Source organism: Halomonas jincaotanensis (assembly GCF_018448785.1).
Taxonomy (GTDB): domain Bacteria; phylum Pseudomonadota; class Gammaproteobacteria; order Pseudomonadales; family Halomonadaceae; genus Halomonas; species Halomonas jincaotanensis.
The window spans coordinates 99,604-115,559 of the sequence record NZ_JAHCLU010000001.1; the positions used below are offsets into that span (position 1 = coordinate 99,604).

Genomic DNA, 15,956 nt, shown 5'->3' on the forward strand with positions numbered 1-15,956 from the left:
AGGAGACGAGACGATGGCGGTGGGTGAGGCGTATTTTCCCAACATGCCGGTGATTGACGGTCTGCGCCTGGGCACGTCCCGGGCCGGTATCAAGTCGCCGGAACGGCGAGACCTGGTGGTGATCGAGATCCCCGATGGCGCCCAGGTAGTGGGGGCCTTCACTCGCAACGCCTTTTGCGCCGCGCCGGTGATCGTTGCTCGCGATCACCTGGCTCGCTGCGCGTCGCGCGGCGCGGCAGCGCGTTACCTGGTGATCAACACGGGCAATGCCAATGCCGGTACCGGCGAGACGGGATTGCGCGATGCCCGCGCCACTTGCGCCGCGTTGGCGCAGTTGGCTGGCGTCGACGAAGATAGCGTTCTGCCGTTTTCCACCGGTGTGATCGGCGAGCCACTCCCCATGGAGCGCGTGATCGGAGGCCTGCCCGCGGCCTTTGCGGCGCTCGATGGAACAGCCCAGGCCTGGCATCAGGCGGCACAAGGAATCCTCACCACCGATACGCGTGCCAAGGGCGCCAGCGTGACACTGCAGATCGGCGATGGCTCCGTAACCATCAACGGGATCAGCAAGGGCTCGGGCATGATTCGCCCCGACATGGCGACCATGCTGGCATTTGTCGCGACGGATGCCAGCATCGAGATGTCGTTGCTGGACGCGCTGCTGCACGAGACGCTGGACCGGTCCTTCAACTGCATCACCGTGGACGGCGATACCTCGACCAATGACGCCTGTATGTTGATGGCGACGGGGCGAGGTGCTGTCGTGGCTGACAATGATCCCGATGCGCTGGAGATCTTCCGCAATGGTCTGCAGCGGGTGATGACCGAACTCGCCCAAGCGATCGTTCGGGATGGCGAAGGCGCGACCAAGTTCGTCACCTTGCAGGTCAGCGGTGCTGGTGATCGCCAGGAGGCGCTCGATGTGGCTTTCACAGTGGCCCATTCGCCCCTGGTGAAAACTGCGCTCTATGCCAGCGATGCCAACTGGGGTCGGATTCTTGCGGCGGTGGGGCGCGCGCCGGTCGAGAATTTCGATGTGTCACGCGTGGTCATCGATTTGGATGACGTGCGCCTGGTCGAGCAGGGTGGCCGTGCCGCGAGCTACGCGGAGGACGCCGGCAGTGAGGTGATGGCGCGTGACGAGATTACCATCCATATCGACCTGGGGCGTGGCAAGGACAAAGCGACCGTCTGGACCTCGGATCTGTCCCATGACTATATCTCCATCAACGCCGATTATCGAAGTTGAACCGGCACCATTACCCGGTGGCAATATCGAGCAGAGGTCGAGCAATAGACAACCCGCGCGGCGACATGGCCGTGCGAAAAAGCGGTAGGAATCAATGAGCGCAATGGTGAAAAGAAGGGTGCATGTGGCGGCGGCGGCTATCATCAGCGCTGATGGTCGGGAAGTACTGATCGCTCGTCGGCCCTCCAGCGTCGATCATGGCGGGCTGTGGGAATTTCCCGGTGGCAAGCTGGCGCCCTACGAAACCGGCCTGGGCGGGCTCAAGCGTGAGTTGCACGAGGAACTGGGTGTGGAGATTCAGTCTGCTCAGCCATTGATTCGCATCCACCACGAGTACGCCGAAAAGCATATCCTGCTGGATGTCTGGCAGGTTCATGCATTTTCCGGCGAACCCTTTGGGCGTGAGGGCCAAGCGGTTCGCTGGGTGCCGATGGAGGAGCTGGTCAAGTATCCTTTTCCGGCGGCCAATTTGCCGATACTGCGTGCCGTGATGTTGCCCACCGAATACCTCATCACGGGCGATGAGGACGACGAGAACCGCTTTCTCGAGCGACTCGAGCGTGCCCTGACCGAGGATCGGGTCAAGCTGGTGCAGTTTCGCGACAAGTCGCTGGACGAAGCGGCTTATCTGGCCCGCGCTGAAAAGGCGTTGGCGTTGTGCCATCGGCACGGGGCACGGCTACTGCTCAATGGCAACCCTGGGTTGCTCGAACGTGTCGATGCCGATGGCATTCATCTGACCAGCGAGCGGTTGATGTCGTTGGAGCGCCGGCCACTCAACGATGGCAAATGGGTGTCGGCCTCGACGCACGATTTCGGGCAGCTGCGTCAGGCCGGTCGGATCGGCTGCGACTTCGTGACGCTCTCGCCGCTGCGCACGACGCCTTCCCACCCCCAGGTAGCCCCGATAGGCTGGCACGAATTTCAGCAACTGGTGGAGCATGCGGCCATGCCGGTGTTCGCGCTGGGCGGTATGACGCGTCATGACGCGGATCATGCCCGCGGCGTGGGGGCCCAGGGCATCGCCTCGATCCGAGATTTCTGGAAATAGGGCTTACCGCTCTGCCTGTTCAGTCTCGGTAGCGTCGGGTCAGGTCGCCGTAGGCATCGATGCGACGGTCACGCAGGTAGGGCCAGATGCGCCTGACTTCCTCGCTACGCGTCATGTCCAGGGTCTCGAGTAGCCGTTCGGCGTGCTGGCCGGCATGGGCCAGCAACTCGCCCTGAGGCCCACAGATGAAGCTTCCACCCCAGAAGTCGATGCCGGGGCTCACGCCGGAGGCGTCGGGCTCGTGGCCGACCCGGTTGGCGACCACCACCGGCAGCCCATTGGCCACCCCATGGCTGCGCTGGATCAGCGTCCAGGCATCTTTCTGGCGCGCCTTCTCGGGCTCGTCGTCGGGCGGATGCCAGCCGATGGCGGTGGGATAGAGCAGCAGCTCGGCGCCGGCCAGCGCCATCAACCGCGCCGCTTCCGGATACCACTGGTCCCAGCAGACCAGTACCCCTAGCCGACCCACCGAGGTGTTGATGGGCTGAAAGCCCTGCTGGCGCGACTCGTCCAGATCCCCAGGCGTGAAGTAGAACTTCTCGTAGAACCCCGGGTCGTCGGGGATATGCATCTTGCGATACTGACCCACCCGGCCCCGATGACCGTCGAAGACCACGGCCGTGTTGTGGTAGATTCCCGGCGCGCGGCGCTCGAACAATGACCCTACCAGCACGATATCGAGCTCGGCGGCCAGCGCAGCGAGGCGGCTGCCGGTGGGGCCGTCCAGGGGTTCGGCCAGGTCGAAAAGCGCGGCGTCCTCGGTCTGGCAGAAGTAGTGCGTTGCGTGAAGCTCCTGGAGCATGACCAGTTCGGCACCGGCCGCCGCCAGTTCACGCACGCCGGCTTCGCTCTCCGCCAGGCTGCGCTCCTTGTCAGGCCAGGCCGGCTGCTGGACCAGGCCGACCTTGAGGGTTCGGGTCATGTCGTGTCTCCTTGGCGTTCGATCGGGTGCCCACTCGCCAGCGTGCCCGCGGGAAGCTGCATGGTCAGGCAGTGAAGGCTGCCATGCTGGCGGATGACGCTCAAGCAGTCGATGGGGATGATATCGCGCTCGGGGAAAACCTCGCCCAGTGTCCCAAGCGCCCGGCGATCGGCTGCTTCGCCATAGGCCGGCACCAGCACGGCGCCATTGAGGATCAGGAAGTTGGCATAGGTTGCCGGCAGGCGATGACCGTCGATCGGGTCGTAGCAGGGACGCGGCAACGGCAAGGGAGCGAGGCGATAGGACGTGCCGTCGGCGCGTCGAAACGCTTTCAGTTCGGCCTCCATGGCGGCCAACGACGGATAGTGAGGATCGTCCACGTCCGTGCACTGTACATAAGCGATGGTCTGGGGGTCGCAGAATCGCGCCAGGGTATCCACGTGGCTGTCGGTGTCGTCGCCTACAAGATGACCGTGCTTGAGCCACAGCACGCGCTCGATACCGAGATCCTCGCTGAGCCATGCCTCGATGTCGAGACGCTCGAGCGAGGGGTTGCGATTTGGGTTGAGCAGGCAAGCCTCGGTGGTCAGCAGCGTGCCAGCGCCATCGGTCTCGATGGCACCCCCTTCCAGTACCCACTGCTTAGACTCGACCGGACAGCCATAGAGGCCGGTATCCGCCAGGCGCCGGGTAAGGGTGTTGTCACGAGCAGCCGCAAACTTACCGCCCCAGCCGGTGAACACATAGTCCAGCAGTCGCGGCTGTCCATCGTGTTCCACGCCAATCGGACCATGATCGCGGGTCCAGGTGTCATCGCTTTCCGCCACGACAAGCTGCAGTCGCTCATTGGGCACGCCCAGACAGCGAAAGCGCCATTTCAGGTGCGTACGGATGGCGGGAAGCGGGACACTGATTAAAACGGGCTGGTAGCGCGTGATGGCTACCACCATGGCTTCCAGCGTGGCCTCGATGCGCTCGAGCATTGGCGCCCAGTCACTGTTGGCAGCGGGCCAGGTCAGTTGCACGGCATCCTGGGGATGCCATTCGGGGAGCAGGCGGTTGGCCAAGAGGGGGCCCTCGTCGAGTAGAACGCAGGCCCGGCACCCATGGCGCCGGGCCATCGAAATGTAGGGCCGTGACGAAAACTATGCAAGGACCAAGGGTTCTCGCGGCATCCCGATGCAGGCCGTTGGAAAAAACCGTACCATGATCCCCCCTGACAAGGAACGACACCATGCTCGACCGTTTGCCTTTCCTAATCGGATTGCGTTATGTGCGCGCCAAGCGCCGCAACCACTTCATCTCTTTCATTTCTCTGACCTCTATGCTGGGCCTGATGCTGGGCGTGGCGGTGTTGATCCTGGTGCTGTCGGTGATGAATGGATTCGACCATGAACTGCGCACCCGAATTCTCGGTATGGTGCCGCATAGCAAGATCGAGTCCCCCGGGGGGATGTCGGATTGGAAATCGCTCGCCGACCGCCTCATGGAGCGCGAGCGGGTGATCGGGGCGGCGCCTTACGTTGAGCAGCAAGGGATGTTCTCGGTAGGGGGGCGCAACGAAGGGGCCATGGTGAATGGCATCCAACCCGACTGGGAAGATCGCGTGTCGATCATCGATGAGCATATGCAGGACGGCCGGCTCGACGATCTCGAGCCCGGTGAGTGGAACATCGTGCTGGGCTCGATCCTGGCCAGCCGGCTGGGCGTAGGCATGGGCGATCGCGTTACCCTGCTGGTACCCGAAGCCTCAATTACACCGGCAGGGGTATTTCCGCGGCTCAAGCGTTTCACGGTGAGCGGGGTGTTCAGTGTTGGCGCCGACCTGGATGCCGGGCTCGCCTACGCCAATATCGAAGACATGCAGACGCTGGCGCGGATGGGTGATGAGGTCGGCGGCCTGCGCTTGGAACTCGACGACCTGTTCGCGGCCGGCAGCGAAACCCAGGCGATTATCAACGAGCTCGGTTCGGGCTATCGTGGGCTCGACTGGACCTACTCGCACGGCAATCTCTTCCAGGCGATCCAGATGGAGAAGCGCATGATCGCGCTGCTGTTGACGGTAATCATCGCCGTGGCGGCCTTCAACATCGTCTCGACCCTGGTGATGGTGGTCACCGACAAGCATGCCGATATCGCCATCTTGCGCACCATCGGCGCCACGCCAGGGTCGATCATGGGCATCTTTATTGTCCAGGGCCTGGCCATCGGGGTGATCGGTATCCTGGTGGGCGTGGGGCTGGGCGTGCTGCTGGCGCTGACCATCTCCGACCTGATCGGGTGGGTGGAAACCGCCTTCGGTATCCAGTTCCTCGATGCCGGGGTGTACTTCATCAGCGACCTGCCGTCGCGGCTGAACTGGACCGACGTGCGCGACATCGTCGCCGCCGCCCTGGGCCTGACGTTCCTGTCGACCCTCTATCCTGCATGGCGCGCTGCCAAGGTCCAACCCGCCGAGGTGCTGCGCTATGAGTAAGCCGAGCCCGAATCAGGAGACGCCGATGCCTGCCGATGCCCCGCCGATGCTGGAATGTGTCGATCTGACCCGCATCTACCGGGAAGGGCCGCAGGACGTCACCGTGCTCGACGGCCTTGAACTGCGCGTACACGCCGGTGAGCGGGTCGCCATCGTGGGAAGCTCCGGTTCCGGCAAGACCACGCTGCTGAATCTGCTGGGTGGACTCGACCGGCCCAGCCGGGGCGAGGTTAAGATCGCCGGTGAGTCGCTGTTGGAGCTGGGCGACACCGCGCTGGGACGCTTTCGCAATCGACGCATCGGCTTCGTGTATCAGTTTCACCATCTGCTGGCCGAGTTCACGGCGCTGGAGAACGCGGCGTTACCGCTGATCGTGAGGGGGCTTCGCAAGAAGCGGGCCGAAGCCGTCGCGCTGAAGCTGCTGGCAAGGGTGGGCATGGAACCCCGTGCCGACCACAAGCCTGGTGAGCTCTCCGGTGGTGAGCGCCAGCGCGTGGCCATTGCCCGGGCATTGGTCACGGACCCCAGCCTAGTGCTGATGGACGAACCCACGGGCAATCTCGACCAGACCACCGCCTCCAACATGATGCGCCTGATGGATGAATTGGCGCGCACCAGTGCCTGTGCCTTTGTCGTCGTGACTCATGACCCCACGGTCGCGGCACATCAGGATCGCATGCTCAGGCTCGAAGATGGTCGCTTGACGCAGCAGCCGGCAGCCCATTGAACTCTCAATGATCGTTTTGACCAGACTTCGTCGCGCGGCAGGATGCTTCGGCCAGCGAAGCACGACTCAGCTCTCGTCGTGCTGCTGGCGTCGCCGCCGCCGCGCCCGTCGTTTCCAGCTGCGCGATACCTGCCAGCGCCAGATCAGGCGAATCACCACGTTGCCGAGTAGCGCGGCCCCGACGGCCGATACCACGGAACCCACCATTAGCGCAGGCAGGATATCGACCATCCTGTCGGCAATCCAGCGGGTGGAGAGCTGGGTAGGTGCCTCTCGCACGTTGGCGTTCATCAACCAGGCGCCTAGACGATAATTGCCGTAAAAGATCAGCGGCATGGTCAGTGGGTTGGTGATCCACACCAGGCCCACCGACAAGGGTAGGTTGCAGCGTATCAGCCAGGCACCGAAGGCGGCGACGGCCATCTGGAAGGGCATCGGCAGCATCGCACTGAACAGTCCCACCGAGAAGGCATTGGCCACGCTGCGCCGTGAGAGTAACCAGAGCGACGGGTCGGTCATCAACCCACTGACCAGGCGCAAGGAACGTTGGCGCCTTAGCGTCTCGGGGTGGGGAATATAGCGTTTCAGGAAGCGGCGCGGCATGTCGATGGTCTCGCAGCTGCGGACCCGAGCCATTATCCATACAAGCCCATTGACTCGCCATGGCGCCATCGCGAAGTCCGGGGAATAACAAGCGCTCAGGAGCAGGCGGATGCGACTTGGACTGGCCATTCCGCTGGCCATTGCCGCCCTAATGGGAACATGGCTCGGCCATCTCGCCCCACAGGGGCTGCTGGAGGGCCTGGCCGTCGTCCTGCTGATGGCCATAGCCGCCAGGCGGCTGGTGCTTGCGGTCGCCGTTGTGGTGGTGGGTGGCGTGGCCATTACCCTGCTGCTCGCCAAGGGCGCGGAACTTGCGGACGGGCTGACCCGCGAGGACCTGGCCGTCCAGGGGCTGGTGCTGTCGGTTTCTCCGGAGCAGGCACCGTTGACGCGCCTGACGCTGGCGGTCGAGGCCTGTGAACCCCTGGCCGATCCCCGGACCTCCTGCGAGAGGCTGCGCCGGGTGCGGCTCTCCGCCTATGACGCACCGCCAATCGAGCGCGGCGAGCGCTGGGCCTTCACCGTAAGCCTGCGGCCTCCCTCGGGCTTCGCAAACCCCCATGCCTTCGATTACCGGGCCTGGTTATGGCGGGAGGGCATCCAGGCGACCGGCTATGTACGCGGTGAGCCGGCTCCCCAGCGACTCGCGCCGGTGGATGTCTCGCTACGCCAGGCGGCGCTTGATCATCTCGACGCCCAGGAACTGAGCCCGCGTAGCGCCCGCTGGCTGGCGGCGCTGACGCTGGGTGCCAGCGAGAGGCTGGTTCAGGAGGACTGGGACCTTCTGAATGCCAGCGGCACCACGCACCTGATGGTAATTTCCGGCCTGCATGTGGGATTGATGGCGACCTTTGCGCTGTTGATTGCCCGCGGTGCCGCGCGGTTGATCACTCCCGGCCGTTGGCGCCTGGCCGTCTGGCCCTGGTGGTTCGCCGGGGCCTCGGCGCTGGGCTATGCCTGGCTGGCAGGCCTCGAACCGCCGGCCCTGCGCGCCTTGGTAATGACGCTGGTGGGGTTGTGGGTGGCGAGTGGACGCCATTCCCCGGGCCCGTGGCAGGCCTGGTGGCTGGCCTTGGCGCTGGTGTTGCTGATCGACTCGCTGGCCGTCTGGCGACCGGGACTATGGCTGTCGTTCGGTGCCGTGTCGCTGCTGATCCTGATCTGGCAGGGACGGGCCAAGCCTCAAGGGGTATCGGATTGGCTATGGGCGCTGCTGCGAACCCAGCTGATGCTGGCGCCCTTGATGGCGGCGGCCGTATTGCTGTCGTTTGAGCGTCTGGCGCCGGCCGCTCCCCTGGTCAACCTGATTGCTGTGCCGCTGGTGAGCAGCCTGATGGTTCCGCTTGGACTGCTGGGCTGGCTCTTTGCCTGGGTGCCGCCGTTAGCTGATCTTAGCTGGTGGCTGTTCGCCTGGCTGACCGAGGTGCTGGCCTGGGGGCTGACGCAGGCGGTGGCCTGGCTGCCTCTCTGGCTGCCCGAACCGTCGCAGGTGGTACCGCTGGCCCTGGCGTTGGGTGGCATATCGCTGCTCTGGGCCTTGCCGGGCGTGGGCCAGCGATTACGCCTGGCCGGGAGCGTGTTGTTGCCCCTGCTGCCACTCACCACGGTGCCGGAGCCCATCGAATCGGGGCAGGTGCGGGTCAGGATTCACGACGTGGGTCAGGGCCAACTCATCGAGCTGCGCACGGCCGGCTACCGCGCTCTGTTCGATACCGGGCCGCGGTTCTCCTCGGGTTTTGCTCCTCTGGACACCTTGTGGGCACCCGGGCAGCGCTTCGATGAGGTAATCGTCAGCCATGATGATCTCGATCATGCTGGTGGGGTCGCGAGTCTGGTCGAGAGCCACCATGTGGCGCGCTTTCGGTCGCCCGTCGCCGACACGTTCGGGACGCCCTCTTTGCCCTGTCGAGCCGGTGATGCATGGCAGCGAGACGGTGTGGCGTTCCGTGTGCTCTGGCCGCCTGCGAATCACCGTGAGCTCACCAGCAACGACCGTTCCTGCGTGCTGGAAGTCAGTGCCGGTAAGAATCGCCTGTTGATCACCGGTGACGTCAGCCGCGAGGTGGAACGCTCCCTATTGCTGGAGACCCGCACACCGGTCACGGTACTGGTCGCCGGTCACCATGGCAGCCGTTCAAGCTCCGGCCCCCAGCTTGTCCAGACGCTGGCGCCCCGTCATACCGTTTTCAGTGCCGGGCGCGACAACCCTTTCGGACATCCCGCGGGCGAGGTGGTGCGACGCTTCCGGCGGGCCGAGAGTTGCCTGTGGAACACGGCCCAGGACGGCGCGCTGACACTGTGGCTAGGCAAAGACGCGCCAGGCGAGATAGTCGTCGAGCGTCCTGCCGGGTGGCGGCACGCCGGTGTCGGAGGGGACTGCCTTGCGTTAGACTCGTCTGGATAAAGGCACCGGGTGTCGGTGATCTGCGGGAGATGCTATGGACACGATGGAAGCCCTGATCGCCGGGGGCTGGTTGATGTTACCGTTGCTCGGCTGCTCCTTGCTGGCGATGATTATTATCATCGAGCGTCTCTGGACCCTGCGGGCCGGGCGTATCGCCCCGTTGGGGCTGGCTCAGGAGGTCTGCTCACTGGTCGCTCGGGGGCAGGTTAACCTCTTCTGGTTGGAGGCCCACTCACCGCTGGGCGGCGTCCTGGCCGCCGGCTTGCGCAATGCGCGCCTGGGGCATGAGCAGGTCAGGGCACGCCTTCAGGAGGCGGCGACGGCGGTGATTCACGATATGGAACGTTTTCTCAGTCCCTTGGGAACCATCGCTGCCATCACGCCGTTGATCGGCCTGCTGGGAACGGTCGTCGGTATGATCGACGTGTTCTCGGTGATCGTCTCGGGAGAGGGTGCCAGCCGCACGGCCGATCTGGCCGTTGGTATCTCGCAGGCGCTCGTGACGACGGCAGCGGGGCTGACTGTGGCAATTCCGGCGCTGATGTTTCACCGCTATTTCCAGCGTCGGGTAGAAGACATTACCGTGCGCATGGAAGAGCAGGCCAGCCAGGTAGTGGAATTTCTCGCCCATCACCCCGGCGGTCTGGCGCTGGCCGAATCCAGCGATACCGGCCGGGAGGGCGAGCGCCTCGAGGCCGATGGCCGTATTGCCCCCAAGGTGAAACCCTCGTGAGGTTTCCGCGCACGCACCGCGATCCGGTCGAGGTGAATCTCACGCCGCTGATCGATGTGGTCTTCCTGCTGCTGATATTCTTCATGGTCTCGACGACCTTCGAGACCCGCCAGGCCCTGGAGCTGGAGCTGCCGGAAAGCGTCAGTGGCCTGGCGGCCGAAGTCTCGCCGGTCACGCTGGTGATCACCGCCACCGGGATGTATCGAGTGGGCGAGCGTGCGCTCACAGAGGATGAGTTGAGCGAGGTGCTGGCCGACCAGGCCGAACAGGCTCGAGAATATGGCTTGGTACTGGAGGCGGATGGCCAGGCCCGGCATGCGGCAGTGGTGCGAGCCCTCGACCTTGCTGGCACGCTCGGCATCCGTCAGGTTCGCATCGCCACCACCGAAGCGACAACCACTCGAGCGGAGATACCGTGACTCAAGACTCCGGCTGGCAACTCTACAAGCGACTGCTGACCTATGTGCGCCCGCATTGGCGCTCCTTTGCCCTGGCGGTTTTCGGCTACGTGATTTATGCCGCATCGAGCACGGCCCTGGCGGAAATGATGAAGCGGCTGATCGATGGTATCCAGAATCCCGATGCCAGCTTTCGTCTCTTTCTGCCGATGTTCGTGGTAGGCATGTTCGCGGCTCGCGGCCTGGGTACCTTCCTCGGCACCTATTTCATGAGTGACGTGGCGCGCAATGTGGTTCATACGCTGCGTTGCAATGTCTTCGACCACATGCTGCACCTGCCGGGGCGCTTCTTCGACGCCCACTCAAGTGGCCATCTGATTTCCCGGGTCACCTACCATGTCGAGCAGGTCACGGGGGCTGCCACCAAGGCCCTGACTATCCTGTTGCGTGAAGGATTGTTCGTGATCGGCTTGATTGGCTATCTGCTGTGGACCAACTGGATGCTGACCTTGCTGTTCCTCGCGGTCACGCCCTTGATCGCGGCGGTGGTCAGCTACGCCAGCAAGCGCTTTCGTCGTATATCGAGCCGCATCCAGGCATCGATGGGCGAGGTCACCCATGTGGCCTCCGAGGCGCTATCCGGCTACCGGGTGGTGCGTACCCATGGCGCCGAGCCATTCGAGAAGGCTCGCTTCGCGCGTGCCAGCGAGTACAATCGCCAGCAGAGCATGAAAGAGGCACTGACCAAGGCGATCAGCACCCCGGTGATCCAACTACTGGTGGCCCTGTCGCTGGCACTGCTGGTGTGGTTGGCGATGTCGCCGGCGCTGATGGACGACATGACGCCGGGCGAGTTCGTGGCGTTCGTCACCGCGGCTGCGCTGATGGCCAAGCCGATCCGTCAGCTCACCGAGATCAACAGCGAGATCCAGAAGGGTATCGCCGCCGCGGCGGAGCTGTTCGGGCTTCTGCAGGTAGAGCAGGAGCGTGACGAAGGCAGTCGTGACCCGGGGCGTCTCGAGGGTCGGATTACCTTCGAGGGGGTGCGGTTTTCCTATGGCGAGGATCAGCCCGAGGTGCTGGGTGGGATCGACCTCGAGGTGGCGGCGGGCGAAATGATCGCCATCGTGGGGCGTTCGGGCAGCGGCAAGTCGACCCTGGTAGGTCTGCTGCCGCGTTTCTATCGCCCGACATCCGGCCGCCTGCTGGTGGATGATGTGCCGATAGAGGACTACCAACTGGCGCCTTTGCGTCGGCAGATCGCCTTGGTATCGCAGCAGGTCACCCTGTTCAATACCAGTATCGCCGACAATATCGCTTATGGCGTGTCGGATGCCGACCCGGCGGCCATCGAGGCGGCGGCCAGGGCCGCCCATGCCCACGAATTCATCGAGAAGATGCCCCAAGGCTATCGCAGCATCGTCGGCGAGAATGGCGTGATGCTCTCGGGTGGCCAGCGTCAACGCCTGGCGATTGCACGAGCTATCTTCAAGGATGCGCCGCTGCTGATCCTCGACGAGGCGACTTCGGCGTTGGATACCGAGTCCGAGCGCTACATCCAGTCGGCGCTGGAGGAGGTCTGCCGTGGGCGTACCACGCTGGTCATCGCCCATCGCCTCTCGACCATCGAGCGGGCCGATCGCATCCTGGTGATGGAACAGGGTAGGATCCTCGAGCAGGGCAGCCACGCCGAACTGCTGGCGCGCGAAGGGGCTTACGCGGCCCTGCATCGTCTGCAGTTCCAGGAGGCGCCTTGACGGTAAAGGCGAGGCTCGCCGCACGTTGGCTCGAGGCCGCCTATCGGGGAGACGCCTGGCTGATGCTCCTGCGTCCCCTCGAGTGGCTCTATCGATGGTTGGTGGCGCAGCGAGCCCGGCGTTATACATCAGGCGCAACGCCCGTCTGGCACGCGCCAGTGCCGGTCGTCGTCGTTGGCAATATCACCCTGGGGGGCACCGGCAAGTCGCCTTTGGTGGCCTGGCTGGCGAGATGGTTGACCGAACGTGGCTGGCGGCCGGGGATCGTGGCGCGAGGCTATGGCGGTCGCTCCGGGGTCTATCCGCTACGCGTCACGAGCGAGACACCGGTCAACGAATGTGGCGACGAGCCGCGGATGCTCGCCGAGCAGACCGGGGTGCCGGTGGTCGTGGACCCGGATCGTCCGCGCGGGGCGCGCGGGCTCATCGAGGCTGGCTGCGATATTCTTTTGAGTGATGACGGTCTGCAGCATCTGGCGCTGGGGCGGGATATGGAAATCGTCGTGGTGGACGGTCAGCGGGGGTTCGGCAACGCACGCTGCCTGCCGGCGGGGCCGCTACGCGAGCCGCTCTCGCGACTCGACTCGGTGAGCGCCGTGGTGGTCAATGGCGGGCCAATGGTCGACACGCCCGACGGGGCCTATGGGATGGCGCTGGCCCCGGTGGCATGGCGGTCGCTGGATGACGGCCGGCGTTTGCCGCTGACTCCGTTGCCGTTCTCCGGCCCGGTGAACGCCATCGCCGGTATCGGCAACCCTTGGCGCTTTCAGCTTACCCTCGAGCGGCTCGGCGTGACCTCGACACTGCACGCCTTCGCTGACCATCATGTCTACCGAGAGGCGGATCTTGCCATGGCAAGAGACAAGCCGCTGGTGATGACGGCCAAGGATGCGGTGAAGTGTCGGGGGCTGGCGCCTAGCAATAGCTGGGTGTTGGACGTCGAGGCCGAGCCCGAGCCGTCTTTCGTGGCCTGGCTTGAAGAGCATCCGGCCATGCGCCGCCCGCGCAGCGATGGCGCCAGGGCCACGGTTGACTGAACAAACGAACGCACTCAGGTCGTGCGACTCGCGCGACAACAGGAGACACACAGATGGACAAGGAATTGCTGGCCATGCTGGTCTGCCCGCTTTGCAAGGGCAAGCTCAAGTACCTTCGGGACGCCGAAGAATTGCACTGCCTGTTCGACGGACTGGCCTACCCGATACGCGACGGCATCCCGGTGATGCTCGCCGAGGAGGCGCGTGCCCTCGATGTCGATGAGAAGTTGCATACGTCTCCGGGACGCTCGGGGGAAGCCTGATGCCGCAGCGGGAGTATATCGTCGTGATCCCGGCTCGTTACGCCTCCTCGCGACTGCCCGGCAAGCCGCTGGCCGAGATTGCCGGCGAGCCAATGGTGGCTCACGTGTGGCGACAGGCCTGTCAGAGCGGCGCCGCACGGGTCGTAGTGGCGACCGACGATGCGCGTATCACCGACGCCATGGCCCCCTACGGCGCCGAAGTGGTGATGACCGCTGACGTGCACCCCTCGGGCACCGATCGGCTGGCCGAAGTGGCCGAGCGGCTGGGGCTTGCCGACGAGAGCGTATTGGTCAACGTGCAGGGTGATGAGCCGCTGATTCCGCCGGTGCTGATCGATCAGGTGGCCGACAGGCTCTTCGACGATCCCCAGGCCTCGATCGCCACGCTGGCGGAGCCGATTGTCGATGTCGAGGCCGTGTTCAATCCCAACGTGGTCAAGGTGGTGCGGGCGCTCTCCGGTCGGGCGCTGTACTTTTCGCGCGCACCTATTCCCTGGAATAGAGAGGCCTGGGACCGCAATGCCTTCATGGAGCGGCCGACGCTGCTCGAGACCGATGCCTGGCTGCGGCATATCGGTATCTACGCCTACCGGGCGAGCTTTCTCGCCGAGTACCGGGACTGGCAACCCTCGCCGATCGAGCGACTGGAGCAGCTGGAGCAACTGCGTGCGCTTCACTACGGTCATATCATTCAGGTGGCGCTGGCCCGCGTGCCCAACCCGACCGGCGTGGATACCGCCGAGGACCTGGCGCGCGTCAGGGCGTTGGTGAAAGCTGGCCCGGGACGAGAATGAGTGAATGGCCTAAGGGGCCTTGATCACCTGCTTGGAGATCGATGATGCGCGTACTGTTCGTCTGCCTGGGCAATATCTGTCGTTCGCCCACCGCCGAGGGTGTCTTTCGTCACCTGCTGGAAGCGCGGGGGCTAGGACATCGCGTTAGCGTGGAATCTTGTGGCGTCGGTCCCTGGCATGTCGGCAAGAGCCCCGATGCTCGGGCGCGCGAGGCGGCGTTACGGCGTGGTATCGATCTTTCCGCGCTGCGCGCCCGCCAGCTCGCCGATGATGATTTCTATCGCTTCGATTACTTGCTGGCCATGGATCACGACAACCTGGCCGCCATCGAGGCGCGCCGCCCCCCCGATAGTCCGGCCCATGTCGGCCTGTTTCTCGCCTTTGCCGGCCAGGATGATGGGGCCGTGCCGGATCCCTACTACGGTGGCGACAACGGCTTCGAAACGGTGCTCGATCTGGTTGAGGCGGCGTCCCTGGGCCTGATCGAGGAGATCGAGGCCAGGCTGGAGCGCGGCTCTTGAGCGCGACGCTGCACCACGACCACGACCTTTCGCGTGCCAATACCCTTGGGCTTCCGAGCGTCGCCGAGCGCTTCACCGCGCCGCGCCATGTCGAGGCCCTTGGCGAGACCCTCCGCATGGCTCGTACCCACGCCTGGCCGCTCACGATACTTGGCGGTGGCAGCAACTTGATCCTTCCCGAGCGTCTTTCGGGTCTTGTGTTGCAGCCGGCCATGAACGACTGGTGGCTGGAGGAAGCGCAGGGTGATGCGGTGCGCGTGCATGTCGATGCCGGGGTCGTCTGGCACGAGCTGGTGATGGCCCTGGCAACCCGAGGCCTGTGGGGCACCGAAAATCTGGCGCTGATTCCCGGTCATTGCGGTGCGGGGCCCATCCAGAACATCGGCGCCTACGGGGTCGAGCTCGCCGAGGTGCTGGAGTCCGTCCATGTCGTGCATCTCGATGATGGCCATGAGACGGTAATAGCAGCCGCCGATTGTGGTTTTGGCTATCGCGACAGCGTCTTCAAGCGAACGCTGGGCGGGCAAGTGATCATTACCCGACTGGTGCTGCGGCTCTCGTGCAAACCAAAACCCCGGCTGGGCTATGCTGACCTGGTGAGCCGGGTCGGCCAGAACCCCACGCCACTGGCGGTGGCCGAGGCCGTCTGCGCGATGCGCCAGGAGAAACTCCCCGACCCCGCGGTGCTGGGCAATGCCGGCAGTTTCTTCAAGAACCCGCTGGTGGACGCGCAAACGGCCGGCAGCCTGCGAGCCGATAATCCCGACGTGCCACACTTCCCCCAGCCGGATGGGCGGGTAAAGCTGGCCGCCGGCTGGCTGATTGATCGCTGTGGGCTCAAGGGCTGGCGGCGGGGGCACTTCGCGGTGCACGATCGTCAGGCCCTGGTGCTGGTTCACTTGGGGGGCGGTAGCGCCGCCGAACTGCTGGCCTTCGCCGACGCTGTCGCCGCCAGGGTGGCAGACCGCTTCGGCGTCGTGCTGGAGCGTGAGCCACGGCTGGCCTGATCAGCACGCCCTAG

General features: G+C 64.6%; 16 protein-coding genes. 13 read left to right on the plus strand and 3 right to left on the minus strand.

The genetic code is table 11. From position 1 onward, the window contains the following. Positions 1 to 13 precede the first annotated feature (13 nt). Positions 14 to 1,249 (plus strand): bifunctional glutamate N-acetyltransferase/amino-acid acetyltransferase ArgJ, encoded by a 1,236-nt coding sequence (gene argJ / locus KG088_RS00495; protein WP_213823529.1) that lies wholly within the window; start codon positions 14 to 16, stop codon positions 1,247 to 1,249. Between the two features lie 103 nt (positions 1,250 to 1,352). Continuing rightward, a complete protein-coding gene (locus KG088_RS00500; RefSeq protein WP_213823530.1) occupies positions 1,353 to 2,300 on the plus strand; it encodes a Nudix family hydrolase in 948 nt (315 codons plus the stop codon). Positions 2,301 to 2,319: 19 nt separating this feature from the next. Here KG088_RS00500 and KG088_RS00505 read toward each other — a convergent pair whose 3' ends face one another. Further along, positions 2,320 to 3,222: a carbon-nitrogen hydrolase gene (locus tag KG088_RS00505; protein WP_213823531.1), complete on the minus strand. Its 903-nt coding sequence runs from the start codon at positions 3,220 to 3,222 to the stop codon at positions 2,320 to 2,322. Further along, on the minus strand, positions 3,219 to 4,289 hold the full coding sequence (locus tag KG088_RS00510) for an agmatine deiminase family protein (protein ID WP_213823532.1): 1,071 nt from the start codon (positions 4,287 to 4,289) through the stop codon (positions 3,219 to 3,221). The genes KG088_RS00505 and KG088_RS00510 overlap by 4 nt, the downstream gene beginning before the upstream one ends. A 167-nt stretch (positions 4,290 to 4,456) precedes the next feature. Here KG088_RS00510 and KG088_RS00515 point away from each other — a divergent pair, with 167 nt between their 5' ends. Together KG088_RS00515 and KG088_RS00520 are read left to right on the plus strand one after the other, a co-directional pair. After that, a complete protein-coding gene (locus tag KG088_RS00515; protein WP_213823533.1) occupies positions 4,457 to 5,698 on the plus strand; it encodes a lipoprotein-releasing ABC transporter permease subunit in 1,242 nt (413 codons plus the stop codon). Between the two features lie 25 nt (positions 5,699 to 5,723). Beyond that, complete coding sequence (locus KG088_RS00520; protein ID WP_250147981.1) at positions 5,724 to 6,425, plus strand: ABC transporter ATP-binding protein; 702 nt, start codon at positions 5,724 to 5,726, stop codon at positions 6,423 to 6,425. Positions 6,426 to 6,491: 66 nt separating this feature from the next. On the opposite strand, the gene KG088_RS00525 is transcribed toward KG088_RS00520, so the two are convergent. Then, positions 6,492 to 7,028 (minus strand): DUF2062 domain-containing protein, encoded by a 537-nt coding sequence (locus KG088_RS00525; protein WP_213823535.1) that lies wholly within the window; start codon positions 7,026 to 7,028, stop codon positions 6,492 to 6,494. Positions 7,029 to 7,137: 109 nt separating this feature from the next. Between KG088_RS00525 and KG088_RS00530 the strand changes: the two genes are divergently transcribed. From KG088_RS00530 to murB, 9 genes are all read left to right on the plus strand, one after another. Then, positions 7,138 to 9,432, plus strand: coding sequence for a DNA internalization-related competence protein ComEC/Rec2 (locus tag KG088_RS00530; protein ID WP_213823536.1), 2,295 nt, complete (start codon positions 7,138 to 7,140; stop codon positions 9,430 to 9,432). A 34-nt stretch (positions 9,433 to 9,466) separates the two neighbouring features. Beyond that, positions 9,467 to 10,165, plus strand: coding sequence for a MotA/TolQ/ExbB proton channel family protein (locus KG088_RS00535; protein ID WP_213823537.1), 699 nt, complete (start codon positions 9,467 to 9,469; stop codon positions 10,163 to 10,165). After that, the gene (locus KG088_RS00540; RefSeq protein WP_213823538.1) at positions 10,162 to 10,584 is read left to right on the plus strand and encodes an ExbD/TolR family protein; all 423 of its coding nucleotides are present in this window, start codon (positions 10,162 to 10,164) and stop codon (positions 10,582 to 10,584) included. The genes KG088_RS00535 and KG088_RS00540 overlap by 4 nt, the downstream gene beginning before the upstream one ends. After that, on the plus strand, positions 10,581 to 12,320 hold the full coding sequence (gene msbA, locus KG088_RS00545; RefSeq protein WP_213823539.1) for a lipid A export permease/ATP-binding protein MsbA: 1,740 nt from the start codon (positions 10,581 to 10,583) through the stop codon (positions 12,318 to 12,320). Before KG088_RS00540 ends, msbA begins: the two co-directional genes overlap by 4 nt. Before the next feature lie 62 nt (positions 12,321 to 12,382). Then, positions 12,383 to 13,357 carry a tetraacyldisaccharide 4'-kinase gene (lpxK, locus tag KG088_RS00550; protein ID WP_213823883.1) on the plus strand — a complete coding sequence of 325 codons (975 nt, stop codon included), beginning with the start codon at positions 12,383 to 12,385 and terminating at the stop codon, positions 13,355 to 13,357. A 53-nt stretch (positions 13,358 to 13,410) separates the two neighbouring features. Next, complete coding sequence (locus KG088_RS00555; RefSeq protein ID WP_213823540.1) at positions 13,411 to 13,620, plus strand: Trm112 family protein; 210 nt, start codon at positions 13,411 to 13,413, stop codon at positions 13,618 to 13,620. Beyond that, positions 13,620 to 14,414 carry a 3-deoxy-manno-octulosonate cytidylyltransferase gene (gene kdsB, locus KG088_RS00560; protein ID WP_213823541.1) on the plus strand — a complete coding sequence of 265 codons (795 nt, stop codon included), beginning with the start codon at positions 13,620 to 13,622 and terminating at the stop codon, positions 14,412 to 14,414. The genes KG088_RS00555 and kdsB overlap by 1 nt, the downstream gene beginning before the upstream one ends. Before the next feature lie 44 nt (positions 14,415 to 14,458). Then, positions 14,459 to 14,935 (plus strand): low molecular weight protein-tyrosine-phosphatase, encoded by a 477-nt coding sequence (locus KG088_RS00565; RefSeq protein ID WP_213823884.1) that lies wholly within the window; start codon positions 14,459 to 14,461, stop codon positions 14,933 to 14,935. Further along, positions 14,932 to 15,942 carry a UDP-N-acetylmuramate dehydrogenase gene (gene murB / locus KG088_RS00570; RefSeq protein WP_213823542.1) on the plus strand — a complete coding sequence of 337 codons (1,011 nt, stop codon included), beginning with the start codon at positions 14,932 to 14,934 and terminating at the stop codon, positions 15,940 to 15,942. Before KG088_RS00565 ends, murB begins: the two co-directional genes overlap by 4 nt. Positions 15,943 to 15,956: the final 14 nt, after the last annotated feature.